Below are 16,111 nucleotides of genomic sequence, written 5' to 3' on the forward strand. Positions count from 1 at the left end.
CCTCTTTCTTAATAATATTGTTCTACTTCTTTCTCATAATATTCTGCCAGATTATATGGAGAATATATTCCCTGATCTGTAACAACACCACTGACTAAATGAGGTGGAGTAATATCAAAAGATGGGTAATATGCCTCTACTCCTTCTAAAGTATTTTTTATGCCATTGCATGTCAATACTTCTTCTGGATTTCTTTCCTCTATTACTATATTTTCAAGTCTTTTATCTTCATCAGGGATACCAGTAACAAAATAAGGAATTCCAAAATATTTTGCAACTATAGCAATTTGCAAAGTTCCCACTTTATTTACTATATGCCCATCCATGCAGATAGAATCTGCTGCTGAAGTAAATACATCTATTCCTTTAGATTTTATTGTCCATGCAGGCATATTATCTGTAATAACAGTAACTTTAAATCCTTGATCTTTTAAAACACTTGCTGTAAGACGTGCTCCCTGAAGGTATGGTCTTGTTTCTGGACAGAAAAATTCTATGTCTTTATTTTGATTTCTTATTTCTCTTCCCATACACCCTACAATTGTTTCACCAAAGCATTGTGTCATCACTTTTCCTTTTTGTGGAAAAAGCTTCACAAGATTCTTAGCTACTTCTGACATTCTTCCATATCTTCTCTCAAGAGAATCGACTGTTCTTTGAAATATTGCTTCTACAGCTGACTTTCCTTGTTCAATAGCTTCTTTTCCTACTTCATAACATGATTCAGTTATGAGCTTCATACGATTCACAGTAGTAGGCCTTGCATGAGATATAATATCAGAAGCCTCCTTTAAGAAAGCAATCTGCTTTTCTTTAGGCAAATCCTCTGCCTGATGAGCAGCTAAAGCCATTCCCATTCCTGCTGCTGTATAAGGTCCTGCACTTTGTGTCACCATATCTGTAATAGCCTGTCTTACCTCAAGATAATCACTGCACTCCACAAATTTTACTTCTCTTGGATAAATTCTTCTATCTAAAATTCTCACTTTTCCATTTTCATACCATGCAATATTTTCATATTGAAGCATAAAAGCTAATCCTTGGTCCATTCTATTCATATTTATCCCTCTTTCTATTAAAAATACTATGCTTTGCTATCTTTAAAATTAGGCAGTCCTGTAGCTATTGACAAAGCTCCCATCACTATCATCAGCATAGAATACCATGAATAAGGTACAATAGAAGCTGGTGATATCTGAGCCATTCCTGCTGCCATCAATATCTGTCCTGCATAAGGCATCAACCCTTGAAATGCTGATGAAAATAAATCAAGAAGCCCTGCCACTCTCTTACGGTCTACACCGAATTTATCTGCTATATCCTTTGCCAAAGGTCCTGCTGTAATAATTGATACAGTATTATTTGTAGTTGCTAAATCAAGAAGGCTCACAAGAACTGCAATTCCAGTTTCAGCTCCTTTTTTGCTCTTTATTCTGGCTGTAAGATTTTCCAGCAGATAACTGATACCACCAAAATGATCCATAAGAGCAACCACTCCTCCAACTACAATAGCAATTATAGACATATCCTCCATCCATCCAAGTCCTCTTTGAAGTATTCCAAAAATTTCTACAAAAGTAAAACTTCCATGGAAAAGTCCTATTCCCAACCCTAAAGCTATTCCTATTCCCAACACATTAATTACATTAAGTCCTGTAAGAGCCAGAATAATGATAGAAATATATGGAATTATATTTACAAGATTATACTCATATACTTTTCCTTCTACCCCGCTTCCTCCCATAAAAGATATCAATATCATATTAATGATAACTGCTGGAAGAACTATAGCAAAGTTGACTTTGAATTTATCCTTCATTCCTACTTCCTGAGTTCTTGTTGCTGCAATAGTTGTGTCAGAAATGAATGACATATTATCTCCAAACATTGCTCCACCTATAACCACCCCACATACCAAAGGCAGTGCTATCCCAGTTTCTCTTGCTATTCCTACAGCTACTGGGGTCAAAGCACTTACAGTTCCCATAGATGTTCCCATTGAAAAGCTAAGTGCACAACCTACCAGAAACAGCCCTGGAAGAAGCATCTTTGCTGGAAGTACAGATAGTCCCAAATTTACTGTAGAACTAACTGCTCCCATAGCATCTGCTACAGAATAAAAAGCTCCTGCCAAAAGAAAAATTACCACCATTAAAATCAATGTAGATTCTCCCGCCCCCTTGCAGAAAATATTTACTTTTTCATCTAATGTTTCTTTTTTTCCTTCCTTGTTTAAACAGAAAGATACTCCCATGGTAATCATAAATGCTGTCAGTAACGGCATGTTCCCAAAACTTCCTGTAAAGATTCCAGCTCCTGCATATAACCCTAAAAATACAAACAGTGGAATCAAACCTTTGATATTTCCTTTTTTCTCCATATGTCCCCTCCTAAATATTTTTTATATAAATTTTAATCCACCCTAGATTTCTTCATGTTCTTCTGATTTTTTTCCATAATCTTTAAATCTTTCTATCATATTCTGCATCTCTTTTTCTGAAAGAATTTTTGGATCTCCTACAGTTTTTGCTATAAAATACAATTCACAGCAAAACTCTACATTTTCAGCTATATTATAGGCTTCTGACAGGTTGGCCCCTCCTGCCAGCATTCCATGATTGCTGAGAAGTACTGCTTTTGTACCCTCCATTGCTTTAAAAGCATTTTTAGCTAATCTCACAGTTCCATAAGTTGCGTATTCTGCACAGGGCACATCAGTTCCTGCTACTGCCAACAGGTAATGTATTGCTGGTAGTTTTTGATTGATACATGAATAACCTGCTGCATATTTTGAATGGGTATGTACCATTGCATTTATATCATTTCTATATTTATAGAATATTCTGTGCATATCTGCTTCACTTGAAGGAACTTTATTTCCATCTACTATTTTTCCAGTCTGTACATCTATTACTACAATATCTTCTGGAATTATTTCAAGATAATCAATTCCACTTGGAGTAATTGCCATAAGATTTTTTTCTCTATTAACTACACTTATATTCCCACCAGTTCCTTTGGTAAGACCTTCTTTTATCATTCGTCTGCCATATTCCATTACTTCTTTTCTTTCTTTTTCTAATAACATTTAGTTTTTACCTTCCTATTTCGACATTTTTAAAATATTCACAATATCCTCTTTTGTTAATTTTTTAAATCTTCCAAGAGTTATGTTTCCTGCCAAGGCTTTTTCAGCCATGACTTCAAAATTCTCTTCTCCTATCCCTGCTTCTCCAAGAGATGTTTTCATTTTAAGGTGTTTAAAAAATTTTTTAAGCTCTATTATTCCTCTTAAAGCAGTTTTTTCTTTATCTTCATCTGCTTTCATTCCAAAGACTTTTATTGCAAACTCTGAAAATCTTTCAATATTTTCATCTTTTACATATTCCATCCATGCTGGAAATACTATTGCCATACCAGCTCCATGAGTTATATCATATATAGCACTTATTTCATGCTCAATTCTATGAGAAGCCCAGTCAGCTGCTCTTCCTGCTGCTATCATTCCATTATGTGCAATAGTGGCTGCCCACATTATTTGTGCACAATTATTATAATTTCTTGGCTCTTTAATTACTTTTGGTCCAAATTCCACAACTATTTTCATTGCTGCTTCTAAAAGTGCATCACTTAGTTGTGTATCTGATGTCTGACTGAAATATCTCTCCATAAGATGTGACATTATATCAGTTATTCCACATCCCATCAGATAAGGTGGTATTGTAAAACATACCTGTGGGTCAAGTATTGAAAATACTGGAAAATTCTTTTCTGTATCACATACACATTTCATTGATGTTTTTTCATCACTTATTATGGAACTTTCTGACATCTCTGATCCTGAACCAGGTATCGTAAGAACTACTCCCACATTTAAAGAGGCTTCAGGCTGACTTTTTCCTGTAAAGAAATCCCATACATCTCCTTCATATACTGCACCAAGAGATATAGCCTTAGCAGAGTCTATTACACTCCCTCCACCTACTGCCAGAATAAAATCTATATTATTTTTTCTGCATATTTCTATTCCTTCATATACTAAAGATAGTCTTGGATTAGGAACTACTCCTCCAAATACTACATACTCTATTCCATTATCTTCAAGAGATTTAACTACTTTGTCATATATACCAAGTTTTTTAATCAGGCTGCCATCCCCCTCATAATGCAGCAGAATTTTTTTACTGTAATTTTTAATGTACTTTCCTGCTTCCTCATGAGTACCTTTTCCAAATATAAGCCTTGTGCTGTTTTTAAAATTAAAATTTTCCAATTTTTATGCGCCTCCTTAGAATTATATATATACAATATCTATCTTCAGCTTTTTAAGAGATTCTTCCCATTCGTTTGATAACTTTTGATCTGTTATAATATGCTCTATTTTTTCCAATCCGCAAATCAAATGAGATTCTAGATTATCAAACTTAGTTCTATCCACTATCAAGAATGTTTCTTCTGAATTAGCTATCATTTTTCTTCTGATTTCTGCTTCCCTTTCACTGTCATCTGTCACTCCAAATTTTCTATTAACTGCTGTACAGCTTACAAATGCTTTATTTGCATAAAGAGTTTCCAGCTGGTTTACAGCCTGACTTCCTATAAAAGATTTGGTTCTCTTTCTAAAACTTCCACCAACACATACTATTTTTACCCATTTAGAATCCTGAAATACTTCCACTACTCTTATTGAGTTAGTTATTACAGTAACCTTTTTCTCATATTTATTTATGTTCTGAGCCACACACACTGCTGTAGTACTACTGTCTATCATCAGTGTATCTCCATCTTGAATAAATTCAATAGCTTTATTAGCTATCTCATGTTTTTCTTCAAGGTATATCTTCTCTCTTATTTCTAAAGGAACCTGTTTGTCAGTTTCTGACTGAAGGTATGCACCTCCTCTTACTCTCTTCAAAACTTTGGTTTTCTCAAGTTTATCTAAATCACGTCTTATAGTTTCTTCAGATACATTGAATTGTTTGCTTAGTGTGCTTATTATCACACTCCCCTTTTCATTTAAGATTTTCTCAATTTCTTTTAATCTTTGAATTGCCAGCATTTTTTAAATACCTCCTTTGATACAGTTCACATAATATTACATTTTCTCAAAATATGTGTCATCATCTACAATTATATACTATATCAAAATTTGTATCTATTTATTTTTCCAATATATTTTCACATTTTACAACATTTATTTTCTATTAACAACAAGATATCACATTTAACAAAAATAATCAACAACTTTTTGAAAAAAAATTGAACTGTTTTTGAAACTAAAGATATCATTCAATACAAAAAGATATAAAAAATTTCTTTATATCCTTTATAATTCTATATTTTTTAATATTTAAAAGGCCTTTTCTTAATATCATATTTTATTTAGCTTCTCACATTTCACAACATTTTTCCACAAAAAAAGAACATGATTTCTCATGCTCTTTCTTTAAGGATTATTTAGAGTACAAAATTCATGAATGATTTTGTAAGTGGTAGCTATTTTTTAATTCTGATAACTCTTCCTGGCAATACTTCATTTTTCTTATAATTGTTAATTACAAGTTCTCCATTTACCATTACATGACTTATCCCTTCTGGGAATTGAATAGGATCAACAAAAGTCCCTTTATCAATAGTTGTATTTTCATCAAATATAACTACATCTGCAAAGTATCCTTCTTTTAATAGTCCTCTATTATCTATTTTAAATGTCTTAGCAGGTTTATTAGTCATTTTATAAACTGCTTCTTCCAATGTCATAGCCTTCATTTCTCTTACAAATTTTCCTATAACTCTTGGGAAAGCTCCATATACTCTAGGATGTGGTTTTCCTCCTAAAAGTCCATCTGTACATATATTGCTTTCTTCTCTTGTCATGAAAGTAACTACATGTTCATCTTTTCCATAGTAGTCATACATTCCAACAGCATTTTCTTCTTCTTTTAATAAATCAAATACTGCATCAAATTTGTCTTTTCCTCTTAATTCAGCTATTTCTATAAGATTTTTTCCTATACAGTCTTCATTAGCTTTTGTTTTTACTGAAGTTACATATATACCCTCGAACCCAGCAAAATCTATAAAGTTATCCCAACCTGGAATTCCATTGATTATATCATGCTTCATTTTTTCTCTGTCAACTTTGTTTCCTAATCTCTCTACAAGTTTATCAGTTCCTCCTGCATGCGCCCAAGGCGGAATAATAACTCCCAGCATTGTACTTCCAGCAACATATGGATACTGGTCATAAGATATTTTAATTCCTTCTTCTTTACATTTATCAAGAAGAGCAATGATATCTTTTATTAGATGCCAGTTCTTTTTACCACAGATTTTAAAGTGAGAAAAGTGAATTTTTACTCCGCTTTCTCTAGCTATAGTTATAACTTCATTCATAGATTCAATCATTGTATCTGCTTCACTTCTTTGATGTATAACTAGAGGTCTGTCATATTCTGCTGCCACTTTACAGATTTCTACTAATTCTCTAGTATCTGAGTAAGCACAAGGTATATATATAAGTCCTGTTGAAAGTCCAGCTGCACCAGCCTCCATCTCTCTTCTAGTAATATCTCTCATTTTAGCTAATTCTTCATCAGTTGCCACTCTTGCTTCAAGTCCCATAGCTTCCATTCTGATATTTCCATGAGGAACTAAGTACATTTCATTAGGTCCTGATCCAGTTTTTGCTATAAGATCAAGATATTTATCAGTTGTTTCCCAGTCCCAAGCTAGAAGATCACTGTCACCATCTAGCCCAGCTAGATTTTTTCTCCAAGAGCTTACAAATTCTTTTGGAAGAGGAGCCATTGAGATTCCGTCTTGACCTAGTATCTCTGTAGTTATTCCTTGACGAAGTTTAGGTTCGATAAATGGTTCTATTAATACTTTTAAGTCTGAGTGGCTGTGAGTATCTATAAATCCAGGGGCTACAATTTTGCCAGCAACATCTATAACTTCCGCTCCCTCTATATTATCTATTGTTCCTATTTTTTCTATTTTATCTCCATTTATAAGGACATCTGCCTTATATCTTCTCTCTCTACTTCCATCTACAATAATTCCATTTTTAATTAGAATTTTCATTCTTATCCTCCTATACTTTTCTTTTTAAAAATTTTCCATTTCCTTTTTTTCCAATAAATTTATTATTTTTTACTATAACTTCTCCCCTTTGGATTACAAGCTCAATATCTCCCATAATTTCTCTTCCTTCGTAAAGAGTATAATCTACTACACTATGAAGGCTATTATGAGTTATAATTGATTTTTTATTTGCATCTATCACCACTATATCTGCATCTGATCCAGGAAGCAATACCCCTTTTTGTGGATAACAACCATATATTTTGGCTGGATTAGTACATACTACCTCTACAAATTTATTTATTGAGATTCTTCCTTTTTTAACTCCTTCAGAAAAAATAATTTTGACTCTTTCCTCCACTCCTGGAGCTCCATTTGGGCATTTAGTAAAATCATTTTTCCCAAATTGTTTCTCCTTTCTAAAATTAAATGGACAATGGTCTGTTGCAATTACTTGAATATCTCCATTATTTATTCCTTCCCAAAGTGCTTCTATATCACTACCTTTTCTCAATGGAGGAGACATTATGAATTTTAATCCTTCATTATTTTCCTTTGAATATTCTTGTTCAGTCAACAATAAATATTGAGGGCAAGTTTCAACAAAAATATTTTTCATTCCTTTCTTTCTCGCTCTTTTTATCTCCTCAAGTCCTTTTTTTGTAGAAAGATGGACAATATATAATGGAGCATCTTCAGCTATTTCTGAAAGATAAATCATTCTATTTATAGCTTCTGCTTCACATTCTTCTGGCCGACTATAAGCGTGATATATAGGAGATTTTTTTCCTTCTAATAGAAATTTTTCTCTAAAATAATTTATTATATCATGATTTTCAGCATGCACAGCTATTATTCCATTACATTCTTTAGCTTTTTTTAATGTTTGCAATATTTCTGCATCATTCAGCTTAAAGTCATAAGTCATATACACTTTTAAACTTGGAATACCTTCTTTTATAATTTTTTCCATTTCATTTATTATATCATCATTTACATGTTGTATCACTCCATGAAACGAATAATCTATAACTGATTTTCCAGCAGCAAGTTTATGGTATTCATCTACTTGATGCTGCAAATTACATCCTTTTGGTCCAAAAGCCATATGATCAATAATTGTTGTTGTTCCTCCACAAGCGGCAGCTATTGACCCAGTATAAAAATCATCTACTGCTCTGCATGTCCCAGCCTGTAAATCAAAATGTGTATGAGCATCTATTGCTCCTGGAATTATATATTTCCCTTCTGCATCTATTACTTTATATCCTTCTTTTATTTTTAAATCATTCTCTATTTTTTTTATTTTTCCGTTTTCAATAAGTATATCTGCTTTAAAAGTATCTTTTTCTGATACTATAAATCCATTTTTTATTAGCAGCATTATTCCTCCTTAAAACTTTAATTAAATAATAGTTCTGGTCTTTCTATACTTTTTTTAGGTGGAGTCATATATAAAGCTTTTTTAGATATTTTAAATTCTCCTTTTACCATCATTTCAAGAACTTTATATCCACATTCAACAGGATCTATTACAGTGACATTTAATCCTTTTTCTATTTCTTCTTTTATTCCAGTCATTCCAGCACATCCTAGAATCAATACCTCAGCACCTTTATTAATAGCTATTTTTCCTACCTCTATCAGTCTCGCTATACTTTCTTTTTTATTTTTTTCTACATCTAAAACACTCATATTTAAAGGTTCTATTGCTGCACATCTTTCTTTCACCCCATATTGACCTACCATATCTGTCATCAAAGCTACTGCTTTATCCAAAGCAACGAGTAATCCAAACTTTTGTCCCATTAAGTTAGCCATTGCAATTGATGACTCAGCAATACCTATCACAGGATAATCAAGCATTTCTTTTATTGCATAAAGCCCAGGATCTCCAAAACAAGCAATTAATACTCCATCATAATTATTTTTTTCTTTTTCAAGCATTCTTATACATCCAAAGGCTGCCAATGCATAATCATAAAAAGATTCCAATGACTGTGGTCCAAAATCAGGCTTTTTTACCATCACTTCTATATCTTTGCTTTTGTATTTATTTATTGTTATTTCTATATCTTTTGTCATTTCAGCAGAAGTATTTGGATTAATTATAAGTAATCTTTTATTCATCTTCATTCTCTCTTTCCATAAATTTATCTCTTTTTATAACTTTTAAATAAATATAGTACACTAATCCTGATCCCAAAATTCCAATAACATATGAATTATCAAATACAAATTTTAATGCTGAAATATACTTACCCGCTATTACAATTATTGTTGAAAGTACAAAAATAACTATAGCTCCTATATTCCATCCATTCGAATAGTAATATTTTCCTCCATCCTCTCTATAAATATCTATTAAATTAACTTTCGTTTTATGTTCAAACCAGTATGCAACAATATATAATCCTGAAATTGGTCCTAAGAGAGCACCTAATATTCCACATACTGAATAGATGAGATTATTTGCATCTGCGAGGGCTTTCCAAGGTTGAGCTAATAAAGCAAGTGCTGCTGCTAAAATCACCGCATGTTTATAGGTTAATTTTTTAGAAAATAAAGTTGCAAATACTACTGAAGGTGGTATTAAATTAGCTGCAACGTTTGTTGTTAAAGTTGCTAAAATTATAAATATTGAGAAAAATATTACTATAAAAGGATTACTAAATCTACTCACTAATACAGCTGGTTCCCATAAAGCTTCCCCAAACGCTATATAAGAACCTGATGTTCCACAAATTCCAACAAATGCAATAAATGCTGTCATGATAGGTGCACCAAGTAATTGTCCAAAATATTGAGATTTTTGAGTTTCACAGTGTCTTGTAAAATCTGGCATACTTAAAGCTATTCCACCATCAAAAGCAATCATTGAAGATAAAGCTGGAAAAAACATAATCCAGAAATTAGTTCCATTTCCTTGTACTGCTGGTTGTGTTAACAATGTTGTTAAGCTCCAATTTGCTACATATAAAGCCCAAATAATAACTGCAAAACTCAATGCTATAAGAACTGGTGCTGCATATACTTCAAGAGCTTTGACTGCTTTTGAACCAGAAGCAGCTATATAAAGATTCATTGCCCAAAAAATTAGAAATGATATAAATAGACCTGTAAATCCAAATTTTACCCAAGAAGGAACTATTACTGATATTATTGTATTTACAGCTTGTCCACCTATCCAAGATTGAACTCCAAACCAGAAACACCCTAAAATAGCTCTTACAAAAGTTGGAACGCAAGTTCCCTTTATTCCAAAAATTAACTTAGACATCATTGGAAATGTCAACCCAAATTTCGTTCCAAAATGTCCTATTGTTACTGCTGGTATCATTACCAAAGTATGCCCTAATACTATTGTAAGTAAAGCTTGCTTCCAACTCATTCCTGATACTATAAGTCCACTAGCAATCATATATACTGCTATTGAAACCATCATTCCAATCCATAAGCTCCCCATACTCCAAGCATTCCAATCTCTCTCTTTTGATGAAATTTGTCTTGTTGATTCTGTAAAATTATTTTCATATTTTTTAATTTTTGAAATTCCTTCTATTGTTAAATCATATAATCCATTTGTCTCTTGTTGAAATTTACCCATTCTTCCTCCTCTTATATAAAAGGTGTTCTATCCAGAACACCTTTTTACTTACTTCTATTAATCTTTAGATATATCAAATAAAGTTTCTTTTCCAATATTTTGATCATACTTCTTTAAAGTTATATATTTCATTAATATACAATAAATAATTACACTAGCTGCTGATCCTGCAAAGAATGCATAATCTCCAAAGAATAACCCTATAAAAAACGCTCCAAATAATGCTATAATTGCGCTTATATTAATCCCTTTCCAGTATTCATACTGTCCACCTGCTGTATATAAATCTTTTACATTAAGTTTACATTTTCTTATAATAAAATAATCAGCAAGTATAATCCCAATAATAGGTCCCAACATTTGAGAAATCCAACTTTGGATATCAACTAAAAATCCTCCTGAACTTTGTATTTTCCAAGGCATGATTCCAATAGAAATAACACCACAAATAATTGTACTCATCCAATATTTTATTTTAGGTGAAAAGTTTAGTAAAACAAGTGCTGGTGGCAAAAGATTAGCTGCTGTATTTGTTGACCATTGTGCAAACACAATTACTATAAAGCATAAAACTAAAGCAACATTATTGTTGGCAAATAAATCTGGAACAACATCATTCAAATCCCAAAATCCTGATGTTATCCCACTCGCTACTCCAATAAGCATAGTAACTACTCCTACTAGCATAAGACCAACTACTTGTCCAAAAATAGCACTTCTATTACGTTGAAAAAAATTCATATTTTCATACCCTGTACGTCTTTTTATTTGTCTTGTTAAATCACTACCATTAAGTGCCATAGTCAGCCATCCTCCTGCTATTCCTGCTACTGCAAATGCAAATGAATAACCTCCATCTGTTTCAACTGACATAATTTCTGGAATCGTAATATTATACTTATTTAAGGTTCCAATTAAAATTGCTGAGAACATAACTACTAGCGAAGGAATCGCTACCCATCCAAATTTCGCCATTGCTTTTAATCCATACATTGTATTTAAGATTTGAATTGCAGCAAATATTATAATCATTAACATCAAATTATTAAAACCTGGAAAAATAATTGCCATTATTTTATTAAGCGATCCTGCTCCTACCCAAGTTAAAAATCCAAACCAATACAATCCTGGTATTGCACGTATTAACCCTGCAATATTAGCACCCTTATATCCAAAAGGAGCTCTGATATATGCTGCAAAAGGAACACCATATTTAGTTCCTATATCTCCTACTAACGAAGTAAACAAAGTCACAATTCCATATCCTATTAACATGACTACCACCAAGACCCAAGGTGATAACCCTTTACCTCCATTATAATATTGTGCTCCTAAACTAAAAGCTACAATATTAATTGTCATCCCTGCCCATAAAATAATATAATCAAAAAGCGCCATATCCCTTTCTTTATCCCCTGTCGGTAATAATTCTTTACTTCGAAGTTTTATATTTTCCATATTAAAATCCATATTCCCTCCCCTAAAGTTTTAATTTAAACCATATTTTTCTAGATATTGTTTAGAGATTTCTCTCTTAATAAAACATCCATCCCCTTTTTTCCCTTTAAATTCACCATTTTCAACTATAATTTTCCCTTTTGCTATTGTCATTACAGGATAACCCTTAATTTTCATTCCCTCATGTAAACAATAGCTTATATTATTATGAAGTACATCTTTATTAAGAGTTACTTCTTTTTCCATATCTACAATAACTATATCTGCATCAGATCCTGAAGCTATAATTCCTTTTTGTGGAAAACATCCATAAATCTTTGCTATATTTGTACTTGTTAATGCACATACATTATTAATGCTTAATTTTCCTTTATTAACACCTTCAGAAAGAAGAATTGGAAGCCTTATCTCAATACCAGATAGCCCATTTACTACTTTAGTGAAATCTTGTTTCCAAGTTCCATCTTCGTTTTTTTCTAAAAACATTGATTTTTCATCTAGATCAAATGTACAATCATCAGACCCTGTTAATAAAATTGTTCCATCTTGCAATCCTTTCCAAAGAGCTTCTGCTTCTTTGGGAGTTCTTAGTGGAGGTGAACATATAGCCAAATGACCATTTTCTTTTTTATACAAATCTTCAAATAATGTTAAATAATGTGGACCAGTTTCTACATAAATTGGTAACCCTTGTTCATGTGCTCTTCTTGCAGTATTAAGCGCTTTTTCATTAGTAGTATGTACTACCAACAAAGCATTTCCTATGTATTCTGCAAAATTAACTGCTCTATCAAACGCTTCAGCTTCACATAAAACAGGTTTACATTTAGCAAAGTTTACCCAACTCATATCATTTGCTGCTTTACATTTTTCAATATTAGTTTCTGCTATTGCATTGCTTTCACAATGTACCATAGGTAATCCATTGACTTTTTTAGCACGTTCGAAAACTTTAAGCATAGTTTCATCATCACTCATGACACCTTCTTTTTTATATGTCATAAACATTTTAAAAGTAGGTATCCCTGAATTGGCCATTTTTTCAATATCATCTATTGCTTCTTCAGTTGATTCAACAAACTTTCCATGAACACTAAAGTCAATAGCAGACTCTTGCATTTCTTTTGCCCTTGCAAGTGCTTGTTTATAAGGAGAATCTCCTTTGTTCATATTAGCAAAATCCATAAACATAGTAACCCCACCAAAAGCTGCACTAACACTTTGCTCAAAAAAAGTATTAGCGCCTAAACATCCTTGAAATGGCGCTTGACAATGCATATGTGCCTCTATAACCCCTGGCATAACATATTTTCCATTTACATCAAGAACCCTTTCTGCTTCATTCTCATCAAATTTTCCAATAGCTGCTATTTTTTCTCCAATAATAGCAACATCACATTTTACTGTTGCTTCTGATGATACTATTTTCCCATTTTTAATAATTAGATCATATTTCATAGAACTCCTCCTTATTATAAACTTATAAATGCTTTAATAAAGACTACTTTGCCAAATAAGCTTTTAAAATTGCATAATATCCTTCAGTTACATTATATAGACTATCTAGTTCTATGTATTCATCTATTGTATGTGCTAAGTTTTCTCTTGATGGTCCATATCCTATTGTTTTTATTCCTGCTTCTCCTGCATAATGAGATCCATTTGTACAGAAATTATAATGAGTGATTGTAGGAGTCTGTCCTATTTCTTTTAAAGCTTTCAATGCTTTTTGTACATATTCATCTTTTTCTTCAAACAGCCATCCTGGGAAGAATCTTTCTCCTTCTATTGTTGCTCCTGTCCAGCATTTTTCCACTCCTTTTGCATATGATACTTTTGCTTTGAGAGTGTCATCTTCTTTTGACATTTCATCTAATAGTTTTTGAATAGGTGCTAGTACACTTTCAGGAGTTTCTCCTACTAAAAGTCTTCTGTCATAAGTTGCTCTGCAGTAATCAGGTACTACTGATGCTCCTGGGTATGGAGATGATTTTACATCTGTTAATTCAAGTATTCCATATCCTAATGTATCATGATGAGTCATTGGAAGTTTTTGAATATTTTCAATTATCTTCATCATTTTATATACTGCATTTATTCCTTTTTCAGGGTTAGCTGAGTGAGCTGGTTTTCCAAAAGTTTCTACTACTATTTCCCCTCTTCCTCTTTGCCCTATTTTAAGGTTAAGCTGAGAAGCTTCTCCTATTATTACATAATCAGGTTTTACATATTTGCTGATTTCTCTTGCTGCTACTCCTTCAAAACACTCTTCATGAACTACACCAGCTATGAATATTTCTCCAGCGAATTCTTTTTTTAGGTCTTGAGCTAAATATGCCCCTGCTAAAAGCATTGCGCACACAGCACCCTTCATATCAGTAGTTCCTCTACCATATAGTTTGCCATCTTCTATATTTCCAGCAAAAGGCTTCTTAGTCCATTTTTCCTCATCTACTGGAACAGTATCTATATGACCATCCATAAGTACTTTTGGTCCTTCATATTTTCCCTTTACAGAACCAATAACATTTCCATATTTATCTATATGTACAGTATCATATCCTACTTCAAGACATAACTTTTTAATATATTCTGCTACTTCTTTCTCTTCTCCTGAATAACTTCTTCTTTGAATAAGGTTTTGAAGTACTTCTACTATCTGTTCTTTTCTTTCATTAGTCAACATTTAAATTCCTCCTGAATTTTTTATTTAAAATATTATTTATTTGGATAAGCTCCATTCCACACCACATTTTTGAACCCTTCTACATCTGTATCTCCTTCAGTGCTGATACATAATATTCTTGAGTTTTCATCAATTTTAAGTTCATTCATAAGTTCTTTGTATTCTTCTTTCTTTTCTGAAAGAATAGTAAACAGTCCTAACCCTACAGCTCCAGATTCTCCAGAGATAACTCTTGCATCATTTCCAAGAGGACTTGAAAGTACTCTCATTCCTCTAGCTGCAACCTGGTCATCACATGACACAGAGAAATCTGCATTATCTCTTAATATTTTCCAGCTGATAGTATTTGGCTCTCCACAAGCAAGGCCAGCCATTATAGTAGTAAGATCTCCAGTTACATTATGAGGATTTCCATCATCAGCTTCCATAGATTTATATATGCAGTTAGCTCCATGAGGTTCACAAATAACTGTTACTGGTCTGTCATCTCCATAAAGATGAGCTAAATATCCCTGTACTGCTCCTGCAAATGATCCTACTCCAGCTTGGAGAAATACATGAGTCGGTTTTTCTTCTTTAGCTGCTTCAAGCTGTTCTACAACCTCATTTATTATTGTTGAATATCCCTGCATTATCCATAGAGGTATCTCTTCATATCCGTCCCATGCAGTATCTTGTACCATTATCCAACCATGATCCTGCGCACCTTTGTTAGCAAGTCTTACAGCATCATCATAGTTAAGATCAGTTATACTTACATCTGCTCCTTCTCTGGCTATTGCATCAAATCTCATTTGAGCAGAACCTTTAGGCATATATACAACAGATTTTTGTCTAAGTCTTGCAGCCATCCATGCTACACCTCTACCATGATTACCATCAGTAGCAGTAACAAAAGTAACATCTCCAAGCTGTTTTTTTACTTCATCAGAGATAAGAACATTAAAAGGAAGATTCTTCATATCTCTATTAAGTTTTTTACTTAGATATTTACCAATAGCATATGAACCTCCAAGTACTTTGAAAGCATTAAGCCCAAATCTTTTAGATTCGTCTTTCAGCCATACTTTTTTAACCCCATAGTATGAAGCAAGAGTTTTCAAATCAACTAAAGGAGTAGCACGATAGTCAGGGAGACTTTTATGAAAGTTGTAAACCTCTTTCATTTCTTCAGAGCTAAATCCTGAAAGTTCAGATTTTTTATATTCAGCATCTCTGCTTTTTTTATTATGTACCCATTTTAATAGTTCCAATTTTTTTCCTCCTGTTGTTTT

At 32.7% G+C, this 16,111-nt stretch carries 13 protein-coding genes; all 13 read right to left on the minus strand.

From position 1 onward, the window contains the following. Positions 1 to 8: 8 nt before the first annotated feature. Positions 9 to 1,058, minus strand: coding sequence for an S-methyl-5-thioribose-1-phosphate isomerase (locus E0E45_RS12830; RefSeq protein WP_130891538.1), 1,050 nt, complete (start codon positions 1,056 to 1,058; stop codon positions 9 to 11). A gap of 26 nt (positions 1,059 to 1,084) precedes the next feature. Next, positions 1,085 to 2,380, minus strand: coding sequence for a Na+/H+ antiporter NhaC family protein (locus E0E45_RS12835; protein ID WP_130891539.1), 1,296 nt, complete (start codon positions 2,378 to 2,380; stop codon positions 1,085 to 1,087). A 42-nt stretch (positions 2,381 to 2,422) separates the two neighbouring features. Continuing rightward, positions 2,423 to 3,088: an L-fuculose-phosphate aldolase gene (locus tag E0E45_RS12840; RefSeq protein WP_130891540.1), complete on the minus strand. Its 666-nt coding sequence runs from the start codon at positions 3,086 to 3,088 to the stop codon at positions 2,423 to 2,425. Positions 3,089 to 3,103: 15 nt separating this feature from the next. Then, positions 3,104 to 4,273 (minus strand): iron-containing alcohol dehydrogenase, encoded by a 1,170-nt coding sequence (locus E0E45_RS12845; RefSeq protein ID WP_130891541.1) that lies wholly within the window; start codon positions 4,271 to 4,273, stop codon positions 3,104 to 3,106. A gap of 21 nt (positions 4,274 to 4,294) precedes the next feature. Next, complete coding sequence (locus tag E0E45_RS12850; RefSeq protein WP_130891542.1) at positions 4,295 to 5,059, minus strand: DeoR/GlpR family DNA-binding transcription regulator; 765 nt, start codon at positions 5,057 to 5,059, stop codon at positions 4,295 to 4,297. Positions 5,060 to 5,496: 437 nt separating this feature from the next. Continuing rightward, complete coding sequence (locus tag E0E45_RS12855) at positions 5,497 to 7,086, minus strand: N-acyl-D-amino-acid deacylase family protein (protein ID WP_130891543.1); 1,590 nt, start codon at positions 7,084 to 7,086, stop codon at positions 5,497 to 5,499. 10 nt (positions 7,087 to 7,096) lie between these two features. Beyond that, a complete protein-coding gene (hydA, locus tag E0E45_RS12860) occupies positions 7,097 to 8,470 on the minus strand; it encodes a dihydropyrimidinase (protein ID WP_130891544.1) in 1,374 nt (457 codons plus the stop codon). 17 nt (positions 8,471 to 8,487) lie between these two features. Beyond that, positions 8,488 to 9,216, minus strand: a complete 729-nt coding sequence (locus E0E45_RS12865) for an aspartate/glutamate racemase family protein (protein ID WP_172604194.1) — start codon at positions 9,214 to 9,216, stop codon at positions 8,488 to 8,490. Next, entirely contained in the window at positions 9,209 to 10,693 is a 1,485-nt protein-coding gene (locus E0E45_RS12870) for an NCS1 family nucleobase:cation symporter-1 (RefSeq protein ID WP_130891546.1), read from the minus strand. Before E0E45_RS12870 ends, E0E45_RS12865 begins: the two co-directional genes overlap by 8 nt. 57 nt (positions 10,694 to 10,750) lie before the next feature. After that, positions 10,751 to 12,163: a cytosine permease gene (locus E0E45_RS12875; RefSeq protein WP_130891547.1), complete on the minus strand. Its 1,413-nt coding sequence runs from the start codon at positions 12,161 to 12,163 to the stop codon at positions 10,751 to 10,753. 18 nt (positions 12,164 to 12,181) lie between these two features. Beyond that, positions 12,182 to 13,609: a dihydropyrimidinase gene (gene hydA / locus E0E45_RS12880; protein ID WP_130891548.1), complete on the minus strand. Its 1,428-nt coding sequence runs from the start codon at positions 13,607 to 13,609 to the stop codon at positions 12,182 to 12,184. A 43-nt stretch (positions 13,610 to 13,652) separates the two neighbouring features. Then, complete coding sequence (locus E0E45_RS12885; protein ID WP_130891549.1) at positions 13,653 to 14,837, minus strand: YgeY family selenium metabolism-linked hydrolase; 1,185 nt, start codon at positions 14,835 to 14,837, stop codon at positions 13,653 to 13,655. A 32-nt stretch (positions 14,838 to 14,869) separates the two neighbouring features. Next, on the minus strand, positions 14,870 to 16,090 hold the full coding sequence (gene dpaL / locus E0E45_RS12890) for a diaminopropionate ammonia-lyase (RefSeq protein WP_130891550.1): 1,221 nt from the start codon (positions 16,088 to 16,090) through the stop codon (positions 14,870 to 14,872). Between the last annotated feature and the right edge of the window lie 21 nt (positions 16,091 to 16,111).

This window comes from Fusobacterium ulcerans ATCC 49185, from assembly GCF_900683735.1.
Classification (GTDB): domain Bacteria; phylum Fusobacteriota; class Fusobacteriia; order Fusobacteriales; family Fusobacteriaceae; genus Fusobacterium_A; species Fusobacterium_A ulcerans_A.

What these genes read in the sequence shown, in the direction of transcription:
- E0E45_RS12875 (WP_130891547.1), bottom strand. Translation starts at nt 12,163, where the DNA reads ATGGATTTTAATATGGAAAATATAAAACTTCGAAGTAAAGAATTATTA.
- E0E45_RS12865 (WP_172604194.1), bottom strand. Translation starts at nt 9,216, where the DNA reads ATGAATAAAAGATTACTTATAATTAATCCAAATACTTCTGCTGAAATG.
- E0E45_RS12840 (WP_130891540.1), bottom strand. Translation starts at nt 3,088, where the DNA reads ATGTTATTAGAAAAAGAAAGAAAAGAAGTAATGGAATATGGCAGACGA.
- E0E45_RS12870 (WP_130891546.1), bottom strand. Translation starts at nt 10,693, where the DNA reads ATGGGTAAATTTCAACAAGAGACAAATGGATTATATGATTTAACAATA.
- E0E45_RS12835 (WP_130891539.1), bottom strand. Translation starts at nt 2,380, where the DNA reads ATGGAGAAAAAAGGAAATATCAAAGGTTTGATTCCACTGTTTGTATTT.
- E0E45_RS12850 (WP_130891542.1), bottom strand. Translation starts at nt 5,059, where the DNA reads ATGCTGGCAATTCAAAGATTAAAAGAAATTGAGAAAATCTTAAATGAA.
- E0E45_RS12855 (WP_130891543.1), bottom strand. Translation starts at nt 7,086, where the DNA reads ATGAAAATTCTAATTAAAAATGGAATTATTGTAGATGGAAGTAGAGAG.
- E0E45_RS12885 (WP_130891549.1), bottom strand. Translation starts at nt 14,837, where the DNA reads ATGTTGACTAATGAAAGAAAAGAACAGATAGTAGAAGTACTTCAAAAC.
- hydA (WP_130891544.1), bottom strand. Translation starts at nt 8,470, where the DNA reads ATGCTGCTAATAAAAAATGGATTTATAGTATCAGAAAAAGATACTTTT.
- hydA (WP_130891548.1), bottom strand. Translation starts at nt 13,609, where the DNA reads ATGAAATATGATCTAATTATTAAAAATGGGAAAATAGTATCATCAGAA.
- E0E45_RS12830 (WP_130891538.1), bottom strand. Translation starts at nt 1,058, where the DNA reads ATGAATAGAATGGACCAAGGATTAGCTTTTATGCTTCAATATGAAAAT.